The sequence below is a fragment of the Kitasatospora sp. NPDC092039 genome, from assembly GCF_044756065.1.
Taxonomy (GTDB): domain Bacteria; phylum Actinomycetota; class Actinomycetes; order Streptomycetales; family Streptomycetaceae; genus Kitasatospora.
Genome location: NZ_JBIVSD010000001.1, coordinates 590,544 through 613,179, shown reverse-complemented (window position 1 = coordinate 613,179; position 22,636 = coordinate 590,544). Strand labels below are relative to the sequence as shown.

The following is a 22,636-nucleotide window of genomic DNA, read 5'->3' as shown; positions in this document are numbered from 1 at the left end:
ATGCTGTGCCGCGTGACGATGCGGATGGAGGACCGGACCGTGAGCGCGAACCTGCCGGAGACCGTCGCCGAGGGAGCGGTCGTCCTGCCGGCTCCCCCTCGGGTGGTGGACGACCTGGCCCGTGACCTGACCCAGGCCGCCGCGGCCGTCCGGGCGGTGTCGCGCACCTGCCGCTCCGGCGGGGACGTCGCGGTCGCCGCGTACACCGCCGTGGTCTGCACGGCGCGGTCGGCGGCCGGCGCCCTCGAGGAGGCCGCCGCCTGGTGCCGGCAGGCCCCCGAGGCCGAGGTGCACTCGCTGGCCTGGGCGCGGGTGCCGGGGCACCGGGAGGACGTCCACGAGTACCGCGTCACCATGGCCGTCAGCTTCCCCGACGGCGACACCGGCGAGCACCTGGGCGACACCCACCACGCCTGGCGCTGAAGTCGTATCATCGCCCCATGGTTGAGGGGGGTACGAACGAGATGGTGAACAGCCCGACCGCCGAACCGGAGGGCACGGCCACCGATCCGGACGGCACGGCCGGCGGGGAGCGGGCCGACGGCCCGCGGGAGCTCTCGCGGGCCGCCGCCGTCCTGGCCACCGTGCTCGCGGCGGCGTTCGGCGCCGCGGTGCTGCTGGCGGTGTTCCACTGGCTGGGGTGGTCCGTGCCGTGGATCGGCTGGATCGTCGCCAAGGCCGGGATCAAGCTCGCCGTCGGCGGCTTCGCCGGGCTGGCCGTCGCAGCGACGTGGCTCCGGGCCAGGCTGCGGGCGCGGCGGAGTTGACCGCCTCCGTGGTCAGTCCGCCTGCGGCGAGGGGCAGGTGAGGTCGCGCTCGGGTGCCCGGTCGGCCAACAGGTAGCGCTCGACCACCTCGGTGACGCAGGAGTTGGGGCCCGGGTACTGGCCGTGGTCGCCGTTGCCGGTGACGGTGACCAGCCGGGAGCCGCGCAGCGCGCGGTGGGCGCCGAGCGCCGCCTCGTAGTACGTCGACGGATCGTGCACCGAGTTGAGCATCAGCGTCGTCGGCAGGTGGGCGCCGGTCACCTCGACCCTCGGCGCCGGGGCGGCCGGCCAGGCGGCGCAGACCGCGCTGAAGGCGAGCGTCCGGGCGCCGGCCAGCGGCCGGCGGGCGGTGTTCTCGGCGCCGCGCTCGATCCAGGTGTCCAGGTCCCTGGTCCACGGGGTGTCGTTGCAGGTCACCGCGAAGTACTCGGCGAGGAACTCCGGGCTGAGGTAGCCGTCGAAGGCCTTCGCGGCCGCCGCGCGGGTGGCCGGGTCCGCGGCCTGCCAGTCGTCGACGGTGGCCAGGATCCGGGCCAGGTCAGGAAAGTTGGACGCCCGGTAGATCGCCGACATGGCGAGACTGTCCAGCTGGTTCGGGCCGATCGTCACCGCGCCCTCGACGATGGGCGAGTCGTGCAGCGCGGCGCGCCGCCGCTCCCAGTGCGCCCGTACCTGCTCCGGCGTGGCGCCCCAGTGGTAGGTGGCGTCCCGGGCCGCGAGCCAGGGCACGAAGTCCTCGTCGAAGCGGCGCTGGAAGCTCATCGGCTGGCCCAGCTCGTACCTCTCCCAGGTGCCGTCGAAGCCGATGTTGCTGTCCAGCACCATCCGTTCGACCCGGTGGGGGAAGAGCGTCCCGTAGTAGGCGCCGATCATCGAGGCGTAGGACGGGCCGTAGTAGCTGAGTTTGCGCTCGCCGAGCAGGCCGCGGAACAGGTCGATGTCGTGGGCGGTCTGCTCGGTGGTCAGGCGGGGCAGCAGGTCGCCGCTGCGCTCCCGGCAACTCGCGGCCAGCTTCTTGGAGTTGGCGATCACCCGGTCGATCGCGGCGGGGGACCGGTCGCGGTAGTCGCCGGCCAGGAACTCCTGGAACTCCTCCTTGGTCTGGCAGACCGCCCTGGTGCTCTCGCCGACCCCGCGCTGGTCGAAGCCGACGATGTCGTACGCGGCGGCGACCGCCGGGGCGCCCGCGGCCAGATCGGCCGGGCGCAGCAGCCCGGTGCCGCCGGGGCCGCCGGCCGCCATCAGCAGGATGCCCTTGCGCCGCGCCGGGTCGGTGGCGCGGTGCCGGGAGACGGCGATGGTCAGGTCCGCGCCGACGCCCGGGTGGTGCCAGTCGCGCGGGACGGCCATGGTGGCGCAGTCCAGGGCGGGCCGCCGGGCGCAGGGCTGCCAGTCCAGGATCTGGCGGGTGTAGCGGGCGGGCGCCGGGTCGGCGTCGCCCGGGTTGCGGCCGGTGGCGGCGTCGGCGGTGGCGGGTGCGGGCAGGCCGGCCAGTACGGCGGCGGCGACGGCCAGGGCGGCGCGCCGGGCGCGGGGTGCGCGCCCGGCGGCCGGGGCCCGCCGGGTCGAGGTGCGGTGGGCCGGGGCCTGCTGGGCCGCGGCGGCCCGGGCCGGGGCCGGGATCGTGGTCGTGGTCACGGGGACGATCCTCTCCGCGCCCGGCCCGGTGATCGATCCTGCCCACTGCCGTCTTCGGAGTGGTGCTGGGTACACCCCCGCCGGGGCGGGGGCCCCAGGGCCCGCCCTCAGTAACCGGCGGTGAAGCGGGCCCTGCGGTGGGCGGGCTCCTCGACCTCGTCCAGGAGCGCGACGGCGAGGTCCTCCATGGAGATCGCCGAGTTGCCCTCGGCGTCGACCAGCAGCTCGTCGCGGCCGGTCCGGAACCGGCCGGTGCGCACGCCCGGCTCCAGCAGCGCGGCCGGGCTCAGGTACGTCCAGTCGACGTCCGGGCCGGCGGCGCGGTAGTGGTCGAGCTGCTCGCCGCAGGCCAGGGCGATCGGCCGGATCGCGTCGGGGAAGCCGGGGCTGTCGACCAGGACGGTCCCGTCGCCGCCCGGGACGAGGAGGCTGCCCGCGCCGCCGACGGCCAGCAGCCGCACGCCGGTACCGGCGATCCCGGCGAGCAGGCCCTTGGTCGCGACGGCCAGTTCGTGCTCGCTGCCGGGCACCGGACGGGTGGCGGTGACCACCACGTCCTGTCCGGCGGCGATCCGGGCGACGTCCTCGGGGTCGCGGGCGTCGCCGACGACCAGGGCGACGGTGGCCGGCAGGCCGTGCGGCTTCGCCGGGTCCCGGACGACGGCGGTGACCTGGTGGCCGCGGGCCACGGCCTCGGCCACGACCCGGCTGCCGACGTTGCCGGTGGCGCCGAACACGGTGATGCGCATGGGGTACTCCCTGAAGGTGGTGGAAACGGTGGGGTGGGACGGGGTCAGACGTTCTCGCGGACGGACCGCGGGGTGGCCGCCGGATCGGCCTCGGGCGCCGCGCCGGCTTCCGGAGTCGGTGTCGCTCCGGGCGCCGGCACCCGTGCGGTGCGCGGCCGTTGGGTCTGGGCGGCGACCAGCGAGCCGAGCACGACCAGTGCGCCGAACGCCTGGAGCGGGCTGAGGTCCTGGCCGAGTGCCAGCCAGCCGAGCAGGGTGGCGACCACCGGGCTGAGCAGCGCGAGGAAGGAGACCGACGTCGGCGGCAGCTCGCGCAGCCCCCGGAACCAGAGCGCGTAGGTGACGGCCGCGCCGATCAGGCAGAGGTAGGCGTAGCCGAGCACGTTGGCGAGGGTGTAGTGGGACGGCGGTGCGCCCTCGGCGATCAGCGTGACCGGGACCAGCAGCAGTCCGCCGGCGGTGAGCTGCCAGCCGGTGGTGGCGAGCATCGGTGCGGGGGAGACCCAGCGCTTGGAGAGGACGATGCCGGCGGCCATCACCACGGCGCCGCCGAGCGCGGCGAGCACCCCGACCGCGTCCAGCTGGGCGTTGGCCCGCAGCACCAGCAGGCTGACGCCCGCGACGCCCGCGATGCCGGACAGCACGGTGCGCAGGGTGAGCCGGTCGCCGAGCACCAGGGCCGAGAGCCCGGCGGTGACCAGCGGTCCGACGGCGCCGACGGTGGCCGCGATGCCGCCGGGCAGACGGTAGGCGGCGATGAAGAGCAGCGCCTGGAACACCCCGATGTTGAGCGCGCCGAGGACCAGCGAACGCCACCACCAACTGCCCTGCGGCAGACGACGGGTGAGCGCGACCAGGAGCAGCCCCGCGGGCAGGCAGCGGATGACGGCGGCGAGCAGCGGACGGCCGGGCGGCAGCAGCTCGGTGGTGGCCAGGTAGGTCGTGCCCCAGACCGCCGGGGCGAGGGCCGTCAGCAGGACGAGGGCGAGGCGATTTCTTAGCACTAAAGCAATGTATCTCAGCGCTAAGGCATTCTTCACCGGATCGGGCGAGTGATGTGGCCCACAGTTACCTCACCGCTAAGGGATTCGCCCGGATCGCCTACCCTGAACACGTGGCAGATCACGTGGACCGCATCGTCGCGCAGTGGGGGGCCGAGCGCCCCGACCTGGACGTCTACCCGATGGAGGTGTTCGGTCGGCTCAAACGCCTCTACCGGCTGGTGGACGCGGCGCTCAACCGCACCTTCGCCGAGCACGGCCTGGACGCCGCCTCCTTCGACGTCCTCGCCACCCTCAGGCGCAGCGGCCCGCCCTACCGGCTGACCCCCACCGGCCTGATGCGGTCCGCGATGGTCACCTCCGGCGCCATCACCCAGCGCCTGGACCGGTTGGAGGCCCGCGGCCTGGTCACCCGCACCCGCAGCGACCAGGACGGCCGCAGCCGCGAGGTCGCCCTCACCCCCGAGGGCCACGCCCTGATCGACCGGGCCCTGCCCGACCATCTCGCCACCGAGCACCGCATGCTGGCGGGCCTCGACGAGGCGCAGCGGAGCGCGCTCGTCGAGGTGATGCGCACCCTGCTGGCGGACCTCGGGGACGGCCCGGAGTAGCCCGGACCGCCGGACGGCGCGGCCCGCGGGCGCGGTCGAGACCCCCGTCCACCACCCCGCCCGCGGGCCCCGCCGCTGCCGCGGCCCGTCCTGGCCGGGGCCCCGCCGCTGCCGCGGCCCGTCCTGGCCACGCCTCAGGGCCTGACCGCCACCGCCTTGAAGAAGGTGTAGTGGAACGTCCCGCCCGGCTCGGCCGCCCGGCGCAGCTCCGCGATGCCCCGGTCGAAGTCCTCCCGGCTGGTCAGCCCGGCGGCCAGCGCGTCCGCCCGGACGGCCTCGACCATCGCGACGAAGGTCCGCCGGGTGAAGCCCTCCACCAGGGCCGGGCGGGCGTCGTCGGCGTAGACCGTGCGCGGGCGGACCGCGACCCGCGTGAAACCGGCCTCCGTGAGCAGCGGGTGGAGGCGGCGGCCGAGCAGGCCGTCCCCGCCCGCCCGGGCCTGCAGCCCGACCAGGTGGTCGACGGTGCGGCGGGCCGCCGGGGTCTCCGGGTGGAAGAACGCCGAGCCGTGGTCGCCCTCGATCACCGTGATCGTCCCGCCCGGCCGCAGCACCCGGCGCAGCGCCGCCAGCCCGGCCGCCGGATCGGGCAGGTGCTCCAGTACGAAGCACAGGAAGACGTGGTCGAACGAGCCGTCCGGGAACGGCAGTCGGTGCAGGTCGCCGTGATGCCAGGTGACGTCCGCGGCGGGCGCCTGCGCGGCCACCCGGGCGCGGGCCTGGTCCAGCGACGCCGCCGAGAGGTCCGCCGCCGTCAGCCGTACGCCCGGGCTGGCGGCCAGCAGGTGCACGGTCTGCGCCCCCACCCCGCAGCCCGCCTCCAGCACCCGGCTGCCCGCCGGGTACGCCGTGCCCGCGTGCAGCAGCTCGGCGAGGGTGTCGGCCTGGTCGCCGAGGCGTCGCGTCTCGGCGACCGAGTAGCCGTGGACGTAGTCGTCGTGGGGGATCGGCGCTGCCGCTTCGGTGCTCGTGGGCGTCTCTGTGGTCATGACCCCACCCTCGCCGCCACTATGGTCCGGTGAACAGGTCCAAAGCAGAGGCATCGGACAGGTCCAAAGAGCGGTCCGAAGAGCAGTCGGGGGAGCGGCCCGCAGCGCGGTCCGAAGGACGGCCCGCGGAGAGCGGCGCCGACTTCCTCCAGCTCGACACCGCCGACGCCCCGCCCGGCGGCCTCACCGACTGGCTCGCCCGCCGGCTGCGCGAGGCCGTCGCCGACGGGCGGCTTCCGGTCGGCGCCCGGCTGCCCGCGAGCCGGGTGCTGGCGGCCGAGCTCGGTGTCTCCCGCGGGGTGGTGACCGACGCCTACCAGCGCCTCGCCGAGGAGGGGCAGGTGGCGGGCCGCGGGAGGGGCGGCACGGTCGTGGTCGCGGCCTCCGCCGGCCCCGAGGAGGCGCCGGCCGCGGACGCCCCTCGCCCGGCACCCGCACTGTTCCGGGACGACCCCGACCCCGAGGTGTTCGACCTGCTGCGCGGCACGCCCGCCCGGATCGACCTCACCCCCGGCGTGCCCGACCTCGCCGCCTTCCCCCGCGCCGCCTGGCTGCGCGCCGAACGCGCCGTCCTCGACGGCCTCGCCGCGTCCGACCTCGGCTACGGCGACGTGCGCGGCACCCCGGCCCTGCGCCGGGCCGTCGCCCACTGGCTGGCCCGCAACCGGGGCATCCGCGCCGAACCGGACGAGGTGCTGATCGTCGCGGGTACGGCCCAGGCCCTCGCCCTGCTCGGCCGCGCCCTCGGACAGGCGGGCATCCGCGAGGTCGCGGTCGAGGACCCGGGCTCGCTCGGCGCCCGCCAGCACCTCGCCCACTGGCTCGCCGCCACGCCGCCCGTCCCGGTCGACGCCGAGGGCATCCGGGTGGACGCGCTGCGCGCCACCGGCGTCCCGGCCGTGCTGCTCACCCCCGCCCACCAGTACCCGACCGGCGTCGTGCTCGGCGGCGACCGGCGGCGCGAACTGCTGCGCTGGGCGGGCGCGGGCGGCCTGGTCGTCGAGGACGACTACGACGCCGAGCACCGCTACGACCGTCCGCCCGTCCCGGCCCTGCGCGCAGCCCTGCCGGACCGGGTCTGCTACGCGGGCAGCGTCTCCAAGCTGCTCGCCCCCGCGCTGCGCACCGGTTGGCTGCTCGTCCCGGCCCGGCTGCGGAACGCCGTCCTGGACGCCAAGCGCTTCGCCGACCTCGGCAACCCCGTGCTGCCCCAGCTGGTCCTCGCCCGGCTGATGGAGTCCGGTGACCTCGACCGCCACCTGCGGCTGCTGCGCCGTCGGCACCGCCGCCGCCGGGACGCCATGATCGCCGCCATCCGCACCCACCTGCCGGACGCCACCGTGCACGGGGCGGCGGCGGGCCTCCACCTGATGCTGACGCTCCCCGAGGAACCCGGCCGCACCGACACCGGGCTGGCCGCCGCCGCGCTGGCGGAGGGGGTGAAGATGCAGCCGCTGTCCTGGCACGCCCGGCTCCCGTACCCGCCCGGGCTGGTGCTCGGCTACGCGGCGGGCTCGGTGGCCGAGATCACCGAGGGGGTGGCGGTCCTGGGCCGGCTGGTCCGCCGCGCGTCCTCGTCCCGGTGAGGCGGCGTCGGGACATCGGATGAAACCGGCGTGGGGAGAGAGTGCCGAGCCGCCCCCGCGGGTAGGTTGACATGCCGAAGTCAAATGCCGAGCCGGGAGGCGTGATGGCCCCGTTCCGAAGTATCGCCCAGCTCGGGGTGCTGCTGGCCGTCATGGGCGCCGCGCTCGGTCCGGTGCCGCTCGGCCCGCCCGCCCCGCGGCACGGCGCTCCGGGTGCGTCGGGCGCTCCGGGTGCGTCGGGCGCTCCGGACGTTCCGGGCGCGACGAACGGGAGGAGCGCGGCGACGGCCGGCCAGGAGCAGGAGGACTCCCGGGAGCTCGCCGGGCGGCGGATCGTGCTGTCGTACTCCGGGCCGACACCGCCGGCCGGAGTGCTCCGGACGCTCCGCGAGGGGCGGGCCGCCGGGGTGATCTTCTTCGGCGAGAACGTCACCGGCCCGGAGCAGTTCGCCCAGGCGGTCGCCGACCTGAGGCAGGCCGCGGCCGAGGCGCCGCACCCGCGCACCCTGCTGCTGATGACGGACCAGGAGGGCGGCAGGATCCGCCGGCTGCCCGGCGCGCCCGAACTCTCCGCCCGCCGCGCCGGGCAGGCGGCGGACCCGGTCGGCGCGGCGGCCCAGTCCGGGGCCGGCGCCGCCCGGACCCTCGCCGACGCCGGGCTGAACCTCAACCTCGCCCCGGTGCTCGACGTCTACGACGAGCCGGACAACTTCATCGACCACTACGAGCGCTCCTACAGCCAGGACCCGGCCGAGGTGGCGGAGCTGGGCACCGCCTTCCTCACCACCCAGCAGGGTCTCGGCGTGGCCGCGACCGCCAAGCACTTCCCGGGCCTCGGCGCCGCACCCCGGGGCGGGAACACCGACGAGCGCCCGGTCACCCTGGACGTCCCGCTGTCGCAGCTGCGCACCCGCGGCGAGGCCCCGTACCGGGCGGCGATCGCGGCGGGCGTGCGGCTGGTGATGGCCTCCTGGGCGGTCTACCCCGCGCTGGACCCGGACCGCCCGGCCGGGTTCTCGCCCGCGATCATCCAGGGCGAGCTGCGCGGCCGGCTCGGCTTTCGCGGCGTGACGGTCACCGACGCCATGGAGGCCAAGGCGCTCGCCGCGTACGGCGGCACCGGCGACCGGGCGCTGGCCGCCGCCCGGGCCGGGATGGACCTGCTGCTCTGCTCCGCCCGCGACCCCCAGCAGGCCGAGGAGGCCACCGAGGCGCTGGCGGACGCCCTGGACGACGGCCGCCTGGACCGGCATGGGTTCACCGAGGCCGTCGCCCGGGTCGACGCCCTGCGCGGCTCGCTGGGCTGAGCCGGCGGCCCGGTGCCGCTCGGGCCGGTCACCGGCCGAGTGGGGGCGCGCCCGGCCGTGGTTCGGACGCGGTTCACCTGGGCTCAAGGTGGGCGTCGCATGGGCGGGTACGGCAGTTCGACTGCTGGAAGGTGATTGCGCCATCGAAGGTCGCATTTCGGCCGAAGGTTCGATTTAAAGGGTAAATCGCGGCCATGGCACAGGAATCGCATGGCAAAGTTCCTGTCGTGGACCTATGAAATGTCATATGTGCCACGCCACCTGTCACAGTCCGTCCTCGTCCCTCTCAAGGAGGAACCCATGAACAGGATCGCCCGGATCGCCGTCGGCGCCGTCGGCGCCGCCGCCCTGCTCTCGGCCCCCGTCCCCGCGTTCGCCGCGGCTCCGGCCGCCACCGCCACCGTCACCACCTGCGGCAACTCCAGCCTCCAGGCCGGCCTGGCCACCTACGCCTGCGCCGACGTGACCGGTGACAGCGTCGCGATCTACGGGAAGATCGGCCTGGCGGGCCCGCCGTCCCCGGGCAGCCCGTGGCCGCCGGCGCCGAAGGAGCTGGTCACCCACCTGTCGGCCGACGTGGCCGGCGGGGCTTCGCTCGGCACCGTGAACGGCCGCACCGTGTTCCAGGTGTCCACCGTGCGGGTCGACGGCATCTCGGCCACCGTGCCGTGCGGCTCCACCGTGCACGTGTCCTTCGCGGTCGAGGGCTTCTGGAGCGGTCAGGTGCCGGCCACGGTGAATGTGCCTGTAGTCTGCTGACGTCTCGTCACCATGACTGCCGAGCCCGGGAGTTGGCAGCGTCCCGGGCTCGGCGTTCGCATGCCCCGGCGCGGCCGCGGCCGAACGGCGGACCGACGGGCCAGAGTCGGCCGGGGGTGACGCGCTGTGACGACTTGAAGAAATCTTCATCTGTCGCGATGATGCCTACCGGCCGCGGCATCGATTCCCGCCCGGCCGGACGACCACCGAGCCGGAACCGAGGGAGAGCGCGGACGATGCCGGTACCGCTGTACCAGGCCAAGGCGGAGTTCTTCCGCACCCTCGGCCACCCCGTCCGGATCCGCGTCCTGGAGCTGCTCCAGGACGGCCCCCGGCCGGTGCGCGAGCTGCTGGCGGAGATCGAGGTCGAGCCGTCCAACCTCTCCCAGCAGCTCGCGGTGCTGCGCCGCACCCAGCTGGTCACGGCGACCCGTGAGGGCAACACCGTGGTGTACGCGCTCAGCACGCCGGACGTCGCCGATCTGCTGCGCGCGGCCCGCCGGATCCTGACCGAGCTGATCACCGACCAGGGCGCGCTGCTCACCGAGCTGCGCGCCCCCGGCGGTCGGCCCCGCTGAGCCGCGCCCGGCCCGTCCGCCAGATCCGAGGAGAAGCACCACCATGAGCGACAGCACCAGTGACGACAGCACGAACGAGGAGAAGCGGCGCCGCAAGGCGATGCTGATCCGCGCGGGCATCTACATCTTCGCCACGCACCTGTTCGCCGGCTTCGTGCTGCTGCTGTTCGCGCTCGGCGGCCGGAAGTAGCGGGCCGGGGGCGGGCCGTTCCCCGGCGCGCTCACCGGCGCCGCGCGCCGTCCGGCACCAGGTAGCGGTCGCTGGTGCTGGTCCAGGCCTGCACCCCGGCGACCAGCTCCCGGGTGCCGTCCAGGTACCAGCGACCGGCCGGGTGGCGGTGCAGCAGCTCGCGGCGCAGCTCCTCGCTCTCCTGCCGCAGCCGCGCCACCCGGGCGCGCACCGCGTGGACCGCCCGCAGCCGGGTGCAGCCGTGCGCCCGCTGGAGGGTGAGCACGGTGTTGAACGCGGCCCCGGCCTGCCGTTCCTCGCGCTTCAGCGAGTAGAGGTCGTTGATCAGTGTGGCGGCGTCGGCGGTGTTGGCCCGCAGCCGGTGCAGCGCGGGGTCCGCGTGCAGCGCGGCCGGGGCGTCGGCGCCGTGGACCCGTTCCAGTATGTTCATGAACGGATACAGACAACTGCCGTGCCGGCGCAGCAGCATGGTGTCCGTCAGGTCGAGGCCGAGGGCGGGGACGGTGCCGCGGGCGCGGTGGTCGGCCTCGGCGGGGAAGGTGGCCAGGCAGGCCCGCCACTCCCGGGCCGCGCGGGCCCGCCACTCGGGGGACATCGAGGCGGTCTGGCGGTCCCACAGCTCGCGCCAGGCGAGCAGGAGCCGACTTTCGGAGCGGCTGCCGCCGGAGGACCCGTCGAGGACCGCGACCAGCGGGTCGACCAGGGCGTGGGCCTCGCCGGGGTGGCGGCCGGGCGGGCCGTCGAAGCGGTCGTCCAGGATGGTGAACCAGCCCAGCACGTCCACCAGGAGGTCGAGTTCGGCGCCCCGCGCGCGGGGGAAGGCGTGGCCGATCAGCTCGTGCAGCGCGTAGGCGCGGTAACGGGGCAGTTCCGACGGGGTGAGCAGGCCGCGGCGGACCACCCAGTCGGCGTGCCGGTCGGCGGCGAGCCGCAGCTCGTCGTGCGGCCGGGGGCCCGCCGGCACGGTGGGGGCCGTGACGGCGGCGGGGGCGCTCGCGGGGGTGGTGCCGGTGAACGGGCACCGGCCCGGCGTCGGCTTGCTGGACGAGGACGGCGAGGCGAGCGGGGAAGCCGGGGAGGGCGAGGCGGCCGGGGAGGGTGAGGAGGGCGAGGCGCCCCCGGGTGAGGAGGCGGAATCGCCCTCGGGGGAGGCGGCCGAGGCGCCCCCGCGCGGGGAGCGCGCGCCGCGCGGCGCGAGCCGTACCCGCAGACCCTGCGCCTGGACCGTCGTCCACACCACCTCGCGGGCCCGGGCGCCCGGCACCGCCACCGGCCGCCAGCGGCGCAGGATCGCCGCGGCCGCGACGGTCAGCTCGGCCCAGGCGAAGGCCTCCCCGATGCACTTGTGCTTGCCCGCCCCGAACGGCAGGAAGGACGGCCGCCCGGTGCCGCCGCCGTCCTGCCAGCGCTCGGGCCGGAAGCTCATCGGCTCCGGGTAGCGCACCGGGTCGCGGTGCAGCGCGGTGAGGCTGTACAGCAGCTCGGTGCCGGCCGGGACGCGGTAGGGGCCGAGCTCGACGGGCACCTGGGCGGTGCGCATCAGGAAGGCGTTCGGCGCGTGCAGCCGCACCACCTCCTGGGTGACGCTGCGGGTGTAGGTGAGCCGGGCCAGCGCCTCGGGGGTGGGGACGCTGCCCGCGGGCAGGTGCTCGTCCAGCTCGGCGAGGATCCGGGCCTCCGCCTCGGGGTGGCGCAGCAGCTCGTCCAGCAGCCAGGTGAGCGTGGTGGAGACGGTCTCGGTGCCCGCGCCGAACATGGTGATCGCCTCGGACCGCACGTCGGCCTCGGTGAGCGGGCAGCCGGTGGCCGGGTCGGTCGCGGCGCGCAGCAGGGCGGGCAGGGTGCGCCGTCCGGCCCCGGCGCCCGCGGTGGCGGCGCGGCCGTTGACGGCCTGGTCGACCACCCGGTTGAGCACCCGCACGGCATCGTCGAAGCGCCGGTTGACGGGCAGCGGCAGTCGGGCGAGCGCCGGGTTCGGGTAGAGGGACTGGACGATCTGGCCCTTCACCAGGTCCGGCAGCGCCCGGTGGAAGGCGACGGTGGCGTCCTCGCTGAGCCGGGCGTCGAACAGCGAGCGGGTCACGATCTCCAGCGCCAGGTGGTTCATCTCCTTGGCCACGTCGAGAACCTGGCCGGGGCGCCACCGCGCGGCCCGCTCCTCGGTGACCTGCTGCATCACGGCCAGGTACTCGCCCATCCGGTCCGGGCCGAAGGCCGGCTGGATGATCCGGCGGCGGTCGCGGTGGGCCTGCCCCTCGGACATCAGCAGGCCGTCGCCGAAGGCCGTCCGGAGCGTGTCCTGGACGGCGCCGCGCGGGCAGTCGTGGGCCAGCGCGACGAGCAGGGTGTGGACCAGCCGGGCGTCGGTGACCACGCAGACGGTGCGCGGTCCGAGCCGGATCCGGACCACCCCGCCGTGACGGCCGAGCGAACCGAGGAAGCCGAGCGGGTCGCGCAGCAGGGCACCGGCGTGCCCGAGGCCGGGCAGGGCTCCGGGGGCCAGCGGGGGGACGGCGGCGCGGGCCAGCGGGGACGGGCCGGGTGCGGTTCTCGGGGGGACGATCAGCTTCCGCGTTTCGGTCAGCAGGGACATGACACTACCTCTCACCAGAGTGGCCGGCGCGGGCGATGCCGGGTGGCAGCGGCGGCCCGGCCCGGAGACGGGGGACCGCCCAGCGCGGGCCCCGCGCGCGCCCCCGGGGGGAGGGCGCACGTTTGGCAAACGCGCCGGTTTCCCGAGCGTTGCGCCGAACGTGCGGGGATCACTCCAACGGCCGAGTGGATCGACCCTTTCGTGCGTGCTCGAAACCCCGTGTTGACCTGCGTGGATGCGGCCGTCCGGGTGGTCCCCGACCGGTCCGTGGGGCAGGGCCTTTGGACCCTCGCCGTACGGGCGTGCGAGGGACAGCATGGTGGCGGAGAAGGAGGAACCTGATGACCCGTCTGCGCCACCGGCCGGCCCTCGACGTCCGGGTGGAGATCCGCGGCGAGCTGCCGCGCGAGGACGCCGAGTACGCCCGGGCCCGGGCGCTGGCCACCGCCGCGGCGCTCGGCTCCGACGCCCACGCGCTGCGACTGCGGCTGACCCGCGTGCGGAACCGGTCGGTGGCCAGGCCCGCGCTGGCCCAGGCGGACGTCGAACTGGCCGGGGTCGGGCCGGTCCGGGTGCAGCTGGCCACCGGCACCGCCCGGGAGTCCGTCGACCTGGTTCTCGGCACGCTGGCCGGGAGGGCCGGCCGGCTGCGCGAGCAGGGCGACATCGGCTTCGCCGCCTCGTACGAGAGCGCCTACCGCCCGCAGTTCGCCGACCGTCCGCTCGCCCAGCGGCGGATCGCCCGCCACAAGGCGGTGGTGCCCGCCCGTCGCACCCCCGAGCAGGCGGAGTTCGAACTGCTCGCCCTCGACCGGCGGTTCCACCTCTTCGTGGACGCCGCGACCGGGCGGGACGGCCTGGTCCACCGCTGCTCCCCGGGCGGCACGGTGCAGCGGTGCGCGGCGGGCACCGGCGCGATGCCGCCGCTCGACCTCGCCGAGGCGGCCCGCCGACTCTGGCTCACCGGCCGCCCGTTCGTCGGCTGGACCGACCCCGGCGACCAGCGGGCGCGGGTGCTCTACCGCCGGTTCGACGGCCACTACGGCCTGATCGTGCCGGTATCGGACGGCCGGATCGGGGCAGGAACCCCCTCGGCACGGGACTGACACCGCGACGCGACGACCAAACCACGAACTCTCCACGACAGGGGCCGGAACCATGGACTGCGACGAGGTCATGCTGACCGTCCGGATCACCGCCGCCGAGCGCGCGCTGCTGCGCGAACTCGCCCGCGGGCACGGCGGCGACGTCTCCGACGTGGCGGTGGACGGGCTGCTGGAGGTCATCCCCGCGCTGCACGACGACGCCTGCGTCCTGCCGCTGCTGCGGGTGCTGGCCAGGCCGGCGCCCTTCGCGCTCACCCTCTGGCTGCCGGCTCCGGTCGCGGACCTGCTGCCGCTGCTCGGTGAGCGGCTCGTGCGGACCGGCGGCCCCGCGGCCGGGTCGGCCAGTGCCGCGCTCTCGGCGGCCCTGCGGCTCTGGCTCGCCGGGGACCGGGCCGCCCTGGCGGCCGGGCTGGCGCGGTTGCACGGGGGCTGCGGCGCGGGCGCGGTGGCGGTGATCCGGCCCGGGGCGCGCCCGGCGGCCGCCGCGGCGGAGCCGGTGAAGCTCGCGGCCTGATCCGTGGTGGGCTGCCTGACGATCCGTCATATGCCTGTCGCAGATGGCATGTCCGGGGCGGAAAGTCTCCTGGTCGGGGCACTGGTCAGGGCCCGTCGACGGGTCTAGCATTCCGTCACGGCCGACGCAGTCACCTGCCCCGGGACTCCGGCCGGGTGGCCGCCACCACCCCTGCCGGGGAGCGCGCACCCCCCGATCGCGCTCCCCGGCTCCGCCCTGCCCGGAACCCTCTTCGACCGGCCTCGGCGGGCGCCCGTGCCGCCGTCCGGTCGAACGGTCCGGGGAATTTCGCAAGAGCTTTCTGTTATTCCCGGCCGCCCGTCCCGCTCTCCGGAGTGTCGGAAGGTCCGAGCCCCCTTCACCACAGGGGCACGGACCGTCGCACGAGGAGAGGAACGCGATGGGACACCGGAGCAGCGGGCTCCGGCGGCGCAGGCGCCGCAGGCTCACCCGCAGGAGCGCCCTGGTCGCCGTGGCAGTGGCGGCCGGGCTGATGGCGGGGACGTTCGGCATCCGCACCGCGCTGGAACCGGCCGCCGTGCACGGCGCCGCTACGGCCTCGGACGCCGCCGCCGGCCGTACGGGCTCGCAGGCCGGGCCGGTCGGGGACGACGGGTCGGGGGAGACCGGCACCGCCGAGGGGGCCACCCGGGCGCCCGCCCCGAAACGGGACGAGAAGGCCGCCCCGCTCACGGCGATACCCAAGGACCAGCCCGAACGCGGGCTGGTCTATGCGGGGTTGAGCCTGCCGAGCAGCGACCGCTGCGGCGGCACCCTGGAGGTCACCGGCAGCACCCAGTGCAGCCACGGGCCGGACGTGCCGCCCAAGGGCGTGGACATCCGCCAGGACGTCCCGCCGGTCGCGGCCCCGGCCGGCCAGGCGCCCGCGCCCACCCCCGCCGCCGGTGCCCAGGCGCCCGCCGCCGCCGACCTGTTGAAGGGGGCCCCGCCCGTCCTCGACGTCACGCAGCGGGCCCTGCTGGACGGCACCGGCAGTGCCGCCGCCGACCCCGCACCGGCCGCGCCCGCCGGGGCGAAGCTGGTCTGCGAGGGAGACGGCAGCGGCGGCAACCGGGTCCAGGTGGTCTACGTGCACGGCCCCGGCAACGACCGCTACGACCGGTACCTGTCCTCGTTCAAGAAGTGGGCCGCCGACGTCGACGTCATCTACAACGCCAGCGCCGCCGAGACCGGCGGGGAGCGGCACGTCCGCTTCGTCACCGAACCCGACTGCACCGCCTCGGTGTTGAACGTGCAGATCTCGGACGCCGAGATCCAGGACTTCAACGCGGGCAACCGCGCCCTGGCCGCGCAGGGGTTCAACCGCAAGGACCGCAAGTACATGATGTTCACCGACGCCAAGGTGTACTGCGGCATCGGGACCTTCGCCGGTGACGAGCGCCCCGGCCAGGACAACCTCAGCAACTTCGGCCCCTCGTACGGCCGGACCGACGCCGGCTGCTGGGGCGGCAGCACCGCCGCGCACGAACTCGGGCACAACCTCGGCGCGGTGAACAACAGCTCCCCCAACTCCAGCAAGGCCGGGCACTGCACCGACGAGTGGGACGTCATGTGCTACTCGGACGCCCCGAACTACCCGTCGATGCGGACCGTCTGCCCGGACCGCGCCCAGGACGAACGGCTGGACTGCCACCACGACGACTACTACAACACCGCGCCCGCGCCCGGCAGTTACCTGGCGACCCACTGGAACGTCGCGAGCAACCGCTTCCTCATCGCCGGCGGCGGGAACGGCGGCGGCACCGGGCCGAGCCCGACGCCCACCCCGGGCGGCACGGGCACGCCCACCCGCACGCCCACGGCCTCCCCGACGCCCACCGGCGGCCCCACCGCCACCCCGACCGCCACGCCGACCGGCACCCCGTCGCCGACCGCGACCCCGACCCGGGGGAACGGCGGCCCCGAGGTGGCCATCAGCCAGATCACGCCGAATTCCGTCGTCCTGAGCTGGCCGGCCGCACCCGCCGCCGCCGGCTACGACGTCCTGCTGAACGGCCAGGTGATCGGCACCGTCCGGGCCACCGTGGTCCGCCTGGTCGGCCTCGCGCCCGCCACCTCGTACACCGTGGCCGTCGCCGTCCGCGACGCCGCCGGGGCAGTGGGCCGCCCGGGCGCCCCCGCCACCTTCCGCACCGCCGCGGACCCCGGGCGCCCGCAGCCGGACGCGCGCTACACCCTGGTCAACGGCCTCACCGGCCAGGCCGCCGACCTGTGGGGCAGCTCGCTGAACGACGGCACGGTGGCCATCGCCTACCAGCGCACCGGCTACGCCAACCAGAAGTGGCGCTTCGAGGACGCCGGCGACGGCGCGGTGCGGATCAGGTCGGCGCGCTCCGACAAGTGCCTCCAGCCCGGCGGCGCGGCCGTCCCGGGCCAGTACGTCGCCCAGCAGCCGTGCTCCGACACGGCCGCGCAGAAGTGGCGACTCACCGCCGCGGGCGGCGGGTTCACCCTGACCGCGGACGGCGGAGCGCTGGTGCTCGGGATCGGCGAGCGGTGGTACTACGGCGGCCGGCTGCTGGAGCTGCAGCAGCCGAACGGCTCGCCTTACCAGAACTGGTCGCTGTCGAAGACCTCGTGAGCGGTTCGGGGTAAGGCTGTTCCCGTGAGTCCGTGATACCGGTCGGCCCGTACGCCGGCCGACCCTTCGACCCGAGCCGCCGACGCCCGCGGGCCCCAGGACCCGTGGGCCCCAGGTCCGTCGCGTCGGGAACGGCCGCCGCCCACCCAGTGGCGGCCGTTCCCGACGTCCCTGCCCCCACACCTGCCCCGAGGACCCTCCCGTATGCGAACCCGCCCCCACCTCACCGCCCTCGCCCTCACCGCCGCGGCGCTGCTCGCCGCCGCCGCACCCGCCGCCGCCCACGGCGACAGCGTCCGCCTGGACGTCACCGGGCAGCAGAACGGCCGCGTCAGCACCGTCGCCACCTGGGAGAACGACCACGACCCGGTGACCGGTGAGTTCGCCGGCACGCTCTCCGCGACGGCCTCCGACGGCCGCGCCGTCGGCCCCTGGCGGCTGGTCACCGTCCCCGGCCGGCCAGGGACGTACACCACCCGGGAGATCCTGCCCGTCGGGCACTGGCGGGTCACCGTGGACTGTGCCTTCCCCGCCCTCGGGCACGGCGAGCGCGAGCTCGACGTCGACACCGTCGTGATCGACGACCCGGTGCCCCAGGGGACGGCGGCCTCGCCGCTGCCCGAGACGCCGCGGTCCGTCGAGGCGGCCCCCACCCCGCTCCGGGAGACCGCCGGCGGGACGGCGACCGCGGGCGGGACGGGGACCGCCGCCGGCGGGACGGATACCGCCGGAGGGGCGGGGACCACCGGTGGCACAGGGACCACCGCCGCCCCCGTCGCCGCCCGGGCGGCCTCGTCCGGCCCCGCCCGCGCGACCACCTCCGACGCCACCACCTGGGCGGCCATCGGCACCGCCGCGGCGGCCGTCGTCCTGGTCGCCACCGGGCTCTGGCTACGCCGCCACCGCGGCTGAGCCGACCGGAACCGCCCGGAACCGCCGGGCCGGGGGCGCGCGCACGCCCCCGGCGCGGAACCGGCCGGGTGCGAACCGACGTCCCTTCCGGTCACCGGGCGCCACCGGGCGCCCGGCCGACCGTGAGGGAGCATCCGCGCATGAAGAAGGTCCTGATCACCGGTGGCGCGGGATTCATCGGCAGCACCGTGGCCTCCGCCCTGCTCGACCGGGGGATCACCCCGGTCGTGCTGGACGACCTCTCCCGGGGACGCGCCGAGTTCGTCGAGGACCGGGTCTTCTACCGGGGCGACATCGCCGACGCCGCCCTGCTCGCCCGGATCTTCGCCGAACACCCCGACATCGACGCCACCGTGCACTGCGCCGCGAAGATCGTCGTACCGGAGTCGGTGGCCAAGCCGCTGTACTACTACCGGGAGAACGTGGCCAAGACCGTCGAACTCCTGGACGCCCTCCAGCGCCACGGCTGCACCCGGGTCGTCTTCAGCAGCTCCGCCTCGATCTACGCCCCCACCCCCGACGCCCGGGTGGACGAGAGCAGCCCGGTCGACGCCGGCAGCCCGTACGCGCGCACCAAGCAGATGATGGAGCAGGTCCTCCAGGACTGGACCCGGGGCGAGGGCGCCGAGCGGCAGCGCGTCATCGCCCTGCGCTACTTCAACCCGATCGGCGCCGACCCGCAGCTGCGCACCGGCCTCCAGGACCTCCACCCCACCCACGCGCTCGGCAAGCTGATCGAGGCGCACACCACCCGCACCCCGTTCACCGTGACCGGCACCGACTGGGCGACCCGCGACGGCTCCGGCATCCGCGACTACGTCCACGTCCAGGACCTCGCCGAGGCGCACGTCGCGGCGCTGCTGCGGTTCGACGAGGTGATCGCCCCGGGCGTGGCGGACCGCTACCGGGTGATCAACGTCGGCACCGGCGACGGGACCACCGTGCGGGAGCTGATCGCGGCCTTCGAACAGGCCGTCGGCACCAGCCTGGACGTCCGGGAGGCGGGGCCGCGGCCCGGGGACGTGATCGGCTGCTACGCCGTCGTGGACACCGCGCGGGACCTGCTCGGCTGGCAGCCGCGGCGCGGCATCGCGGAGGGGGTCGCCGACGCGCTGGCCTGGCGGCGGGTCTGGTCCGCCCGGATCGGCGTCAGCTGACCGCCGGGCGGCGTCACTTGACGGCCTCGCCGGACTTCGACCAGTTGTCGCGCAGCCGGTCGAGGTAGGACTGCGCCTGGGAGCCGATCCTGACGCCCCGGGCGAAGGCCAGCATGTTGCCCGCGCCCGCGTTGTAGCCGAGGGCGACCAGTTCGTCCCGGCTGAGCGGCACGCCCGGGCGCGCGGGCAGTTGCCCGGCGAGGTCGTGCAGGTGCCAGGCGGCCGCCTGGATCGCCAGGTTCCGGTCGTCCGGGAGCTCCTCCCACTGCCGGGAGGCGAAGGGGCGGCCGGGCCTGGTGTCCTCGAAGGCCGCCCGGTGCATGTTGGCGATCCCGAAGGAGGCGTCCGGCTTGCCGCGCTGCCAGGCGCGTTCGAGTTCGGGGTCGTGCGGCTTGTACGCCTCGTTGTAGAGGATCGCCATCAGCAGCTGCGGGTTGACACCGGCCTCGGCGGCGTACTGGCGCACCGGCGCCGCGTAGTCGGCCGGATCGTAGCGGCCCGGGGGTTTCGACGGCTTCGGCGCGTTCGGCGGCGTCGCGGAGGAGCCGGCCGACGGTGCGGCGCCCGAGCCGGGGCCGGACGGGGCGGCGGCGGTCGGGGAGGGGCCGGCGGAGGCCGCGTCGTCGTGGCCGTTGCCGCGGACCAGGCCCAGCCCGGCCACCACCACGACGCCGATCACCAGCCAGCGCCCCGGGCCGGACCCCTTCTTGTCCTCACTCACCGCTGCCGCCCCTCCCCGTTCGCCCCGTGCGCTCGTTCGACCGCCGCGCGGCTGATCGTGCCCTGCGGCAGGTTACTCGGCGGCCTTCCGGTCGCCGTCGAGGTTGCGCAGGAAGTCCTTCGCCTTCTCGACGCCGGTGTCGATCTGCCCGCTGTACTTGCCGTCCGTGCGGCCGTCGATCGCGTCGCCGACCTTGTCCAGGCCCTGTCCGATCACGTCGCCGTGCTCGCGGGCGAGGTCGGTGGCCTTGTCCGCGAGGTTCTTCAGACTCTCAAACATGGTGACGCTCTGCTCCTCTGATGCGTTCCTGATGGTGTGCCGACGTGGGCGGGGGATCACGAACCATCCTAACGACGGCCCACCGGGCGGTTCGTCGCTGCCGGGTGACAGCGGATGACTTTGCTGAAATGGGTTGTATGCTCCAGCCCATCTTCTACAGCGATGTAGAGGCCGATCGAGGGAAGTGCGCATGGCCGGTCAGCGGGCGAGAACTCCGTACCAGGACGCGGGACCGCGCACCGAGGACCGCGCCGTGCCCGTCCAGCTCCCGTGGGTGACCGGCGCGGTTCCCGGGGCAGCCGCCGGTGTCCCCGTGAACCTTGCCGGTGCCCCCGGGGCACCCGTCGGCCCCGGCGCGCCCCGGCAGGCCCGGGCGCCGCGCCCCGGAGCCGCCCGCCGTCGCCAGCGGGCGCGCCGGCGCGGCGGTGCGGCGACCGCGCTCTCGGCGGTCGGACTGCCGCTGCTCGGGGCGGTCGCGGACGAACTCGACGGGCCGGGCGTCGGCCTCCTCTTCACGGTGGGCTCGGTGCTCGGGACGGCGGCCGCGGCGCTGCTGTGCGGCCGGGCCGGCCGGTGGTGGGTGGTGACGGCCGCTCCGGTCGTGGTGCTGCTCACCGCCTCGGGCGTCGAGTACCTGGCGCACCCCGGGAACTACCAGGGGAAGAACCTCGGCACCGGCGCCCTGCGCTGGGTGGTCGGGGCGTTCCCGGTGATGGCCGCGGCCGTGGCGGTGGCGCTCGCCGTGGTCGCGGTCCGCGCCGTACCGGCCCGCCGCCGGCCGGCGCCGGAGCGCCGACCAACCGGCAGGACGGCGGCCCCGGCCGGGAGGGGCCGCCGTGGCTGAGCGCGGCAGCAGCCGTACCCGCGGCCGCCGTCAGCGCGGCCGACGCGGCCGCGCCCCGCGCCGCGGCACCGACCCGCTGACCGTCGCCGGGCGCACCCTGGCCTGCACCGTCTCGGCCGCCGTGCTCGGGGCCAGCGGCTTCACCTGGTACGAGTACCGCAGCCTGGACGACGGCATGATCAAGTCCAGCGCGCTGAGCGAGGCCAGGAAGAACGCCCCGCCGCACCTCGACAAGTCCGTCAACCTGCTGCTGATCGGCCTGGACAGCCGCAAGGACATGGACGGCAACGACCTGCCCAAGCAGTTCGTGGAGGCCGAACTCCACGCCGGCTCCAGCGCGATCGGCGGCTACAACACCAACGCCCTGATCGTGCTGCACATCCCGGCCAACGGCGGCAAGGTCACCGCGCTCTCCGTCCCGCGCGACGACTACGTCCAGACCGTCGGCGCGGACGGGAGGATGCACAAGATCAAGGAGGCGTACGGCATCGCCAAGGAGGCCGCCGAACAGAAGCTGGCGGGCAAGGGGCTCTCCAAGGCGGCGGTGGAACGGCACAGCCGCGAGGCCGGCCGCTCGGCCACCATCCAGACCGTGCAGAGCCTCCTGGACGTCCCGATCGACCACTTCGCGGAGGTGAACCTGATCGGCTTCTACGACATCGCCAAGGCCGTCGAGCCGATCCAGGTCTGCCTCAACCACCCGGTGGACGACCCGATCACCGCCCGGACCGCGACCCGCGAGGGCGGCGGCACCGGCCTCAGGCTCCCGGCCGGGATCAGCTCCCTCACCGCCGCGCAGGCGCTCTCCTTCGTCCGCCAGCGCCACCACCTCGCCAACGGCGACCTCGACCGCACCCACCGGCAGCAGGCCTTCCTCTCCTCCGTCGAGTACAAGCTCAAGCAGCAGGGCATCCTGAACGACCTCGGGCAGATGCAGAAGCTGTTCGCGGTGGTGAAGAAGGACGTGGTCATCGACAACGAGTGGAACATCCTCGACTTCGCCCAGCAGGCGCCCAACCTGACCGGCGGCAACGTGGAGTTCAACACCCTGCCGATCAGCGGCTTCAAGACCGTCGGCGGGCAGGAGGTCAACACCGTCAACCCGGACCTGATCCGGAAGATCGTCCGGCAGCTCTTCAACCACGAGCCGATGCCGCCCGTACCGGCCGCGACGCCCGGGGACGCGCCGGGCGAACCGGCCCCGTCGCCCACCGTCGGCCCGAGCGCGGCGGCCAGGACGGCGGTGGTCGACGTCAACGCGGCCGCGGGCGCGGGGGCGGCGGCCGACGAGTCCAGGGCGCTGGCCGAACTCGGCTACCAGACGGGCCGGATCGGCGACGCCCCGGCCAGGACCCGGTCCACCACGGTGGCGTACGGATCCGGGGCCAGAGCGGACGCGCAGCAGCTCGCCGCCCGCTACGGGGTGAACGCCGCCTTCTCGACGGCCGTACCCGCCGGCCGCATCCGGCTCACCCTGGCCGTCTCCCGCACCCCGAGCCCGACGGCCGTCCCGTCACCGGCGCCGTCGGCCGCGCCGACCGTGGGCGACCCGTCCGCCGACCCGGCGGCCGGACTGCCGATGCAGGGGCCGGCCGTGAAGGCGGGCGGGATCCCCTGCGTGGACTGAGCCGCCGCCGCGCGCGGCGGTCAGCCCGGACCGGAGGGCCGGCCGCAGGCCCCGGCGCAAGCCGTCACCGCGGCGGCCGGGTGAAATTCGGGTGCGGCCGGTCGCC

General features: G+C 75.5%; 22 protein-coding genes. 15 read left to right on the top strand and 7 right to left on the bottom strand.

Annotated features, from left to right (window positions below):
* Nucleotides 1-12: 12 nt before the first annotated feature.
* Together ACIQI7_RS02715 and ACIQI7_RS02710 are read left to right on the top strand one after the other, a co-directional pair.
* Nucleotides 13-423 (top strand): hypothetical protein, encoded by a 411-nt coding sequence (locus tag ACIQI7_RS02715; RefSeq protein ID WP_387753569.1) that lies wholly within the window; start codon nucleotides 13-15, stop codon nucleotides 421-423.
* 17 nt (nucleotides 424-440) lie between these two features.
* Nucleotides 441-767: a hypothetical protein gene (locus ACIQI7_RS02710; RefSeq protein ID WP_401104224.1), complete on the top strand. Its 327-nt coding sequence runs from the start codon at nucleotides 441-443 to the stop codon at nucleotides 765-767.
* Nucleotides 768-779: 12 nt separating this feature from the next.
* Here ACIQI7_RS02710 and ACIQI7_RS02705 read toward each other — a convergent pair whose 3' ends face one another.
* The 3 genes from ACIQI7_RS02705 to ACIQI7_RS02695 all read right to left on the bottom strand — a co-directional run bounded on the left by ACIQI7_RS02705 (nucleotide 780) and on the right by ACIQI7_RS02695 (nucleotide 4,158).
* Complete coding sequence (locus ACIQI7_RS02705) at nucleotides 780-2,405, bottom strand: alpha/beta fold hydrolase (protein WP_401104222.1); 1,626 nt, start codon at nucleotides 2,403-2,405, stop codon at nucleotides 780-782.
* Between the two features lie 107 nt (nucleotides 2,406-2,512).
* Nucleotides 2,513-3,154 carry an NAD(P)-dependent oxidoreductase gene (locus tag ACIQI7_RS02700; RefSeq protein ID WP_401104219.1) on the bottom strand — a complete coding sequence of 214 codons (642 nt, stop codon included), beginning with the start codon at nucleotides 3,152-3,154 and terminating at the stop codon, nucleotides 2,513-2,515.
* Between the two features lie 44 nt (nucleotides 3,155-3,198).
* On the bottom strand, nucleotides 3,199-4,158 hold the full coding sequence (locus ACIQI7_RS02695) for an EamA family transporter (RefSeq protein WP_401104216.1): 960 nt from the start codon (nucleotides 4,156-4,158) through the stop codon (nucleotides 3,199-3,201).
* A gap of 110 nt (nucleotides 4,159-4,268) precedes the next feature.
* On the opposite strand from ACIQI7_RS02695, the gene ACIQI7_RS02690 reads away from it, so the two are divergent.
* Entirely contained in the window at nucleotides 4,269-4,766 is a 498-nt protein-coding gene (locus ACIQI7_RS02690) for a MarR family winged helix-turn-helix transcriptional regulator (RefSeq protein ID WP_401104213.1), read from the top strand.
* 134 nt (nucleotides 4,767-4,900) lie between these two features.
* On the opposite strand, the gene ACIQI7_RS02685 is transcribed toward ACIQI7_RS02690, so the two are convergent.
* Complete coding sequence (locus ACIQI7_RS02685) at nucleotides 4,901-5,755, bottom strand: methyltransferase domain-containing protein (protein ID WP_401104210.1); 855 nt, start codon at nucleotides 5,753-5,755, stop codon at nucleotides 4,901-4,903.
* Nucleotides 5,756-5,784: 29 nt separating this feature from the next.
* On the opposite strand from ACIQI7_RS02685, the gene ACIQI7_RS02680 reads away from it, so the two are divergent.
* The 5 genes from ACIQI7_RS02680 to ACIQI7_RS02660 all read left to right on the top strand — a co-directional run bounded on the left by ACIQI7_RS02680 (nucleotide 5,785) and on the right by ACIQI7_RS02660 (nucleotide 10,175).
* Entirely contained in the window at nucleotides 5,785-7,341 is a 1,557-nt protein-coding gene (locus ACIQI7_RS02680; RefSeq protein ID WP_401104207.1) for a PLP-dependent aminotransferase family protein, read from the top strand.
* Between the two features lie 104 nt (nucleotides 7,342-7,445).
* Nucleotides 7,446-8,648, top strand: coding sequence for a glycoside hydrolase family 3 N-terminal domain-containing protein (locus ACIQI7_RS02675; RefSeq protein WP_401104204.1), 1,203 nt, complete (start codon nucleotides 7,446-7,448; stop codon nucleotides 8,646-8,648).
* A 300-nt stretch (nucleotides 8,649-8,948) separates the two neighbouring features.
* Complete coding sequence (locus tag ACIQI7_RS02670; RefSeq protein WP_401104202.1) at nucleotides 8,949-9,407, top strand: hypothetical protein; 459 nt, start codon at nucleotides 8,949-8,951, stop codon at nucleotides 9,405-9,407.
* 236 nt (nucleotides 9,408-9,643) lie between these two features.
* Nucleotides 9,644-9,985, top strand: a complete 342-nt coding sequence (locus ACIQI7_RS02665) for an ArsR/SmtB family transcription factor (RefSeq protein WP_401104200.1) — start codon at nucleotides 9,644-9,646, stop codon at nucleotides 9,983-9,985.
* A gap of 43 nt (nucleotides 9,986-10,028) precedes the next feature.
* Entirely contained in the window at nucleotides 10,029-10,175 is a 147-nt protein-coding gene (locus ACIQI7_RS02660; RefSeq protein ID WP_401104197.1) for a DUF6126 family protein, read from the top strand.
* A gap of 31 nt (nucleotides 10,176-10,206) precedes the next feature.
* Here ACIQI7_RS02660 and ACIQI7_RS02655 read toward each other — a convergent pair whose 3' ends face one another.
* Nucleotides 10,207-12,768 carry a cytochrome P450 gene (locus ACIQI7_RS02655; RefSeq protein WP_401104194.1) on the bottom strand — a complete coding sequence of 854 codons (2,562 nt, stop codon included), beginning with the start codon at nucleotides 12,766-12,768 and terminating at the stop codon, nucleotides 10,207-10,209.
* A gap of 341 nt (nucleotides 12,769-13,109) precedes the next feature.
* On the opposite strand from ACIQI7_RS02655, the gene ACIQI7_RS02650 reads away from it, so the two are divergent.
* From ACIQI7_RS02650 to galE, 5 genes are all read left to right on the top strand, one after another.
* Nucleotides 13,110-13,874: a sigma 54 modulation/S30EA ribosomal C-terminal domain-containing protein gene (locus tag ACIQI7_RS02650; RefSeq protein WP_401104192.1), complete on the top strand. Its 765-nt coding sequence runs from the start codon at nucleotides 13,110-13,112 to the stop codon at nucleotides 13,872-13,874.
* A gap of 52 nt (nucleotides 13,875-13,926) precedes the next feature.
* Nucleotides 13,927-14,388, top strand: a complete 462-nt coding sequence (locus ACIQI7_RS02645) for a hypothetical protein (RefSeq protein WP_401104189.1) — start codon at nucleotides 13,927-13,929, stop codon at nucleotides 14,386-14,388.
* A 400-nt stretch (nucleotides 14,389-14,788) separates the two neighbouring features.
* Entirely contained in the window at nucleotides 14,789-16,990 is a 2,202-nt protein-coding gene (locus ACIQI7_RS02640; protein ID WP_401104187.1) for an RICIN domain-containing protein, read from the top strand.
* 204 nt (nucleotides 16,991-17,194) lie between these two features.
* On the top strand, nucleotides 17,195-17,902 hold the full coding sequence (locus ACIQI7_RS02635) for a hypothetical protein (RefSeq protein ID WP_401104185.1): 708 nt from the start codon (nucleotides 17,195-17,197) through the stop codon (nucleotides 17,900-17,902).
* A 140-nt stretch (nucleotides 17,903-18,042) separates the two neighbouring features.
* Nucleotides 18,043-19,059: a UDP-glucose 4-epimerase GalE gene (galE, locus tag ACIQI7_RS02630; protein ID WP_401104182.1), complete on the top strand. Its 1,017-nt coding sequence runs from the start codon at nucleotides 18,043-18,045 to the stop codon at nucleotides 19,057-19,059.
* A gap of 13 nt (nucleotides 19,060-19,072) precedes the next feature.
* On the opposite strand, the gene ACIQI7_RS02625 is transcribed toward galE, so the two are convergent.
* Together ACIQI7_RS02625 and ACIQI7_RS02620 are read right to left on the bottom strand one after the other, a co-directional pair.
* Nucleotides 19,073-19,780 (bottom strand): lytic transglycosylase domain-containing protein, encoded by a 708-nt coding sequence (locus tag ACIQI7_RS02625; RefSeq protein ID WP_401104179.1) that lies wholly within the window; start codon nucleotides 19,778-19,780, stop codon nucleotides 19,073-19,075.
* A gap of 72 nt (nucleotides 19,781-19,852) precedes the next feature.
* Nucleotides 19,853-20,059 carry an antitoxin gene (locus tag ACIQI7_RS02620; protein WP_387753520.1) on the bottom strand — a complete coding sequence of 69 codons (207 nt, stop codon included), beginning with the start codon at nucleotides 20,057-20,059 and terminating at the stop codon, nucleotides 19,853-19,855.
* A gap of 313 nt (nucleotides 20,060-20,372) precedes the next feature.
* Between ACIQI7_RS02620 and ACIQI7_RS02615 the strand changes: the two genes are divergently transcribed.
* Both ACIQI7_RS02615 and ACIQI7_RS02610 read left to right on the top strand, forming a co-directional pair.
* Nucleotides 20,373-20,903: a DUF6542 domain-containing protein gene (locus ACIQI7_RS02615; protein WP_401104177.1), complete on the top strand. Its 531-nt coding sequence runs from the start codon at nucleotides 20,373-20,375 to the stop codon at nucleotides 20,901-20,903.
* Complete coding sequence (locus ACIQI7_RS02610) at nucleotides 20,896-22,530, top strand: LCP family protein (RefSeq protein ID WP_401104175.1); 1,635 nt, start codon at nucleotides 20,896-20,898, stop codon at nucleotides 22,528-22,530. Before ACIQI7_RS02615 ends, ACIQI7_RS02610 begins: the two co-directional genes overlap by 8 nt.
* Nucleotides 22,531-22,636 lie beyond the last annotated feature (106 nt).

Bases quoted from the DNA above. Each gene is read 5' to 3' on its own strand.
- ACIQI7_RS02710 (WP_401104224.1), top strand. From the start codon at position 441: ATGGTTGAGGGGGGTACGAACGAGATGGTGAACAGCCCGACCGCCGAA.
- ACIQI7_RS02700 (WP_401104219.1), bottom strand. From the start codon at position 3,154: ATGCGCATCACCGTGTTCGGCGCCACCGGCAACGTCGGCAGCCGGGTC.
- ACIQI7_RS02685 (WP_401104210.1), bottom strand. From the start codon at position 5,755: ATGACCACAGAGACGCCCACGAGCACCGAAGCGGCAGCGCCGATCCCC.
- ACIQI7_RS02675 (WP_401104204.1), top strand. From the start codon at position 7,446: ATGGCCCCGTTCCGAAGTATCGCCCAGCTCGGGGTGCTGCTGGCCGTC.
- ACIQI7_RS02670 (WP_401104202.1), top strand. From the start codon at position 8,949: ATGAACAGGATCGCCCGGATCGCCGTCGGCGCCGTCGGCGCCGCCGCC.
- ACIQI7_RS02665 (WP_401104200.1), top strand. From the start codon at position 9,644: ATGCCGGTACCGCTGTACCAGGCCAAGGCGGAGTTCTTCCGCACCCTC.
- ACIQI7_RS02660 (WP_401104197.1), top strand. From the start codon at position 10,029: ATGAGCGACAGCACCAGTGACGACAGCACGAACGAGGAGAAGCGGCGC.
- ACIQI7_RS02655 (WP_401104194.1), bottom strand. From the start codon at position 12,768: ATGTCCCTGCTGACCGAAACGCGGAAGCTGATCGTCCCCCCGAGAACC.
- ACIQI7_RS02650 (WP_401104192.1), top strand. From the start codon at position 13,110: ATGACCCGTCTGCGCCACCGGCCGGCCCTCGACGTCCGGGTGGAGATC.
- ACIQI7_RS02645 (WP_401104189.1), top strand. From the start codon at position 13,927: ATGGACTGCGACGAGGTCATGCTGACCGTCCGGATCACCGCCGCCGAG.
- ACIQI7_RS02640 (WP_401104187.1), top strand. From the start codon at position 14,789: ATGGGACACCGGAGCAGCGGGCTCCGGCGGCGCAGGCGCCGCAGGCTC.
- ACIQI7_RS02635 (WP_401104185.1), top strand. From the start codon at position 17,195: ATGCGAACCCGCCCCCACCTCACCGCCCTCGCCCTCACCGCCGCGGCG.
- galE (WP_401104182.1), top strand. From the start codon at position 18,043: ATGAAGAAGGTCCTGATCACCGGTGGCGCGGGATTCATCGGCAGCACC.
- ACIQI7_RS02620 (WP_387753520.1), bottom strand. From the start codon at position 20,059: ATGTTTGAGAGTCTGAAGAACCTCGCGGACAAGGCCACCGACCTCGCC.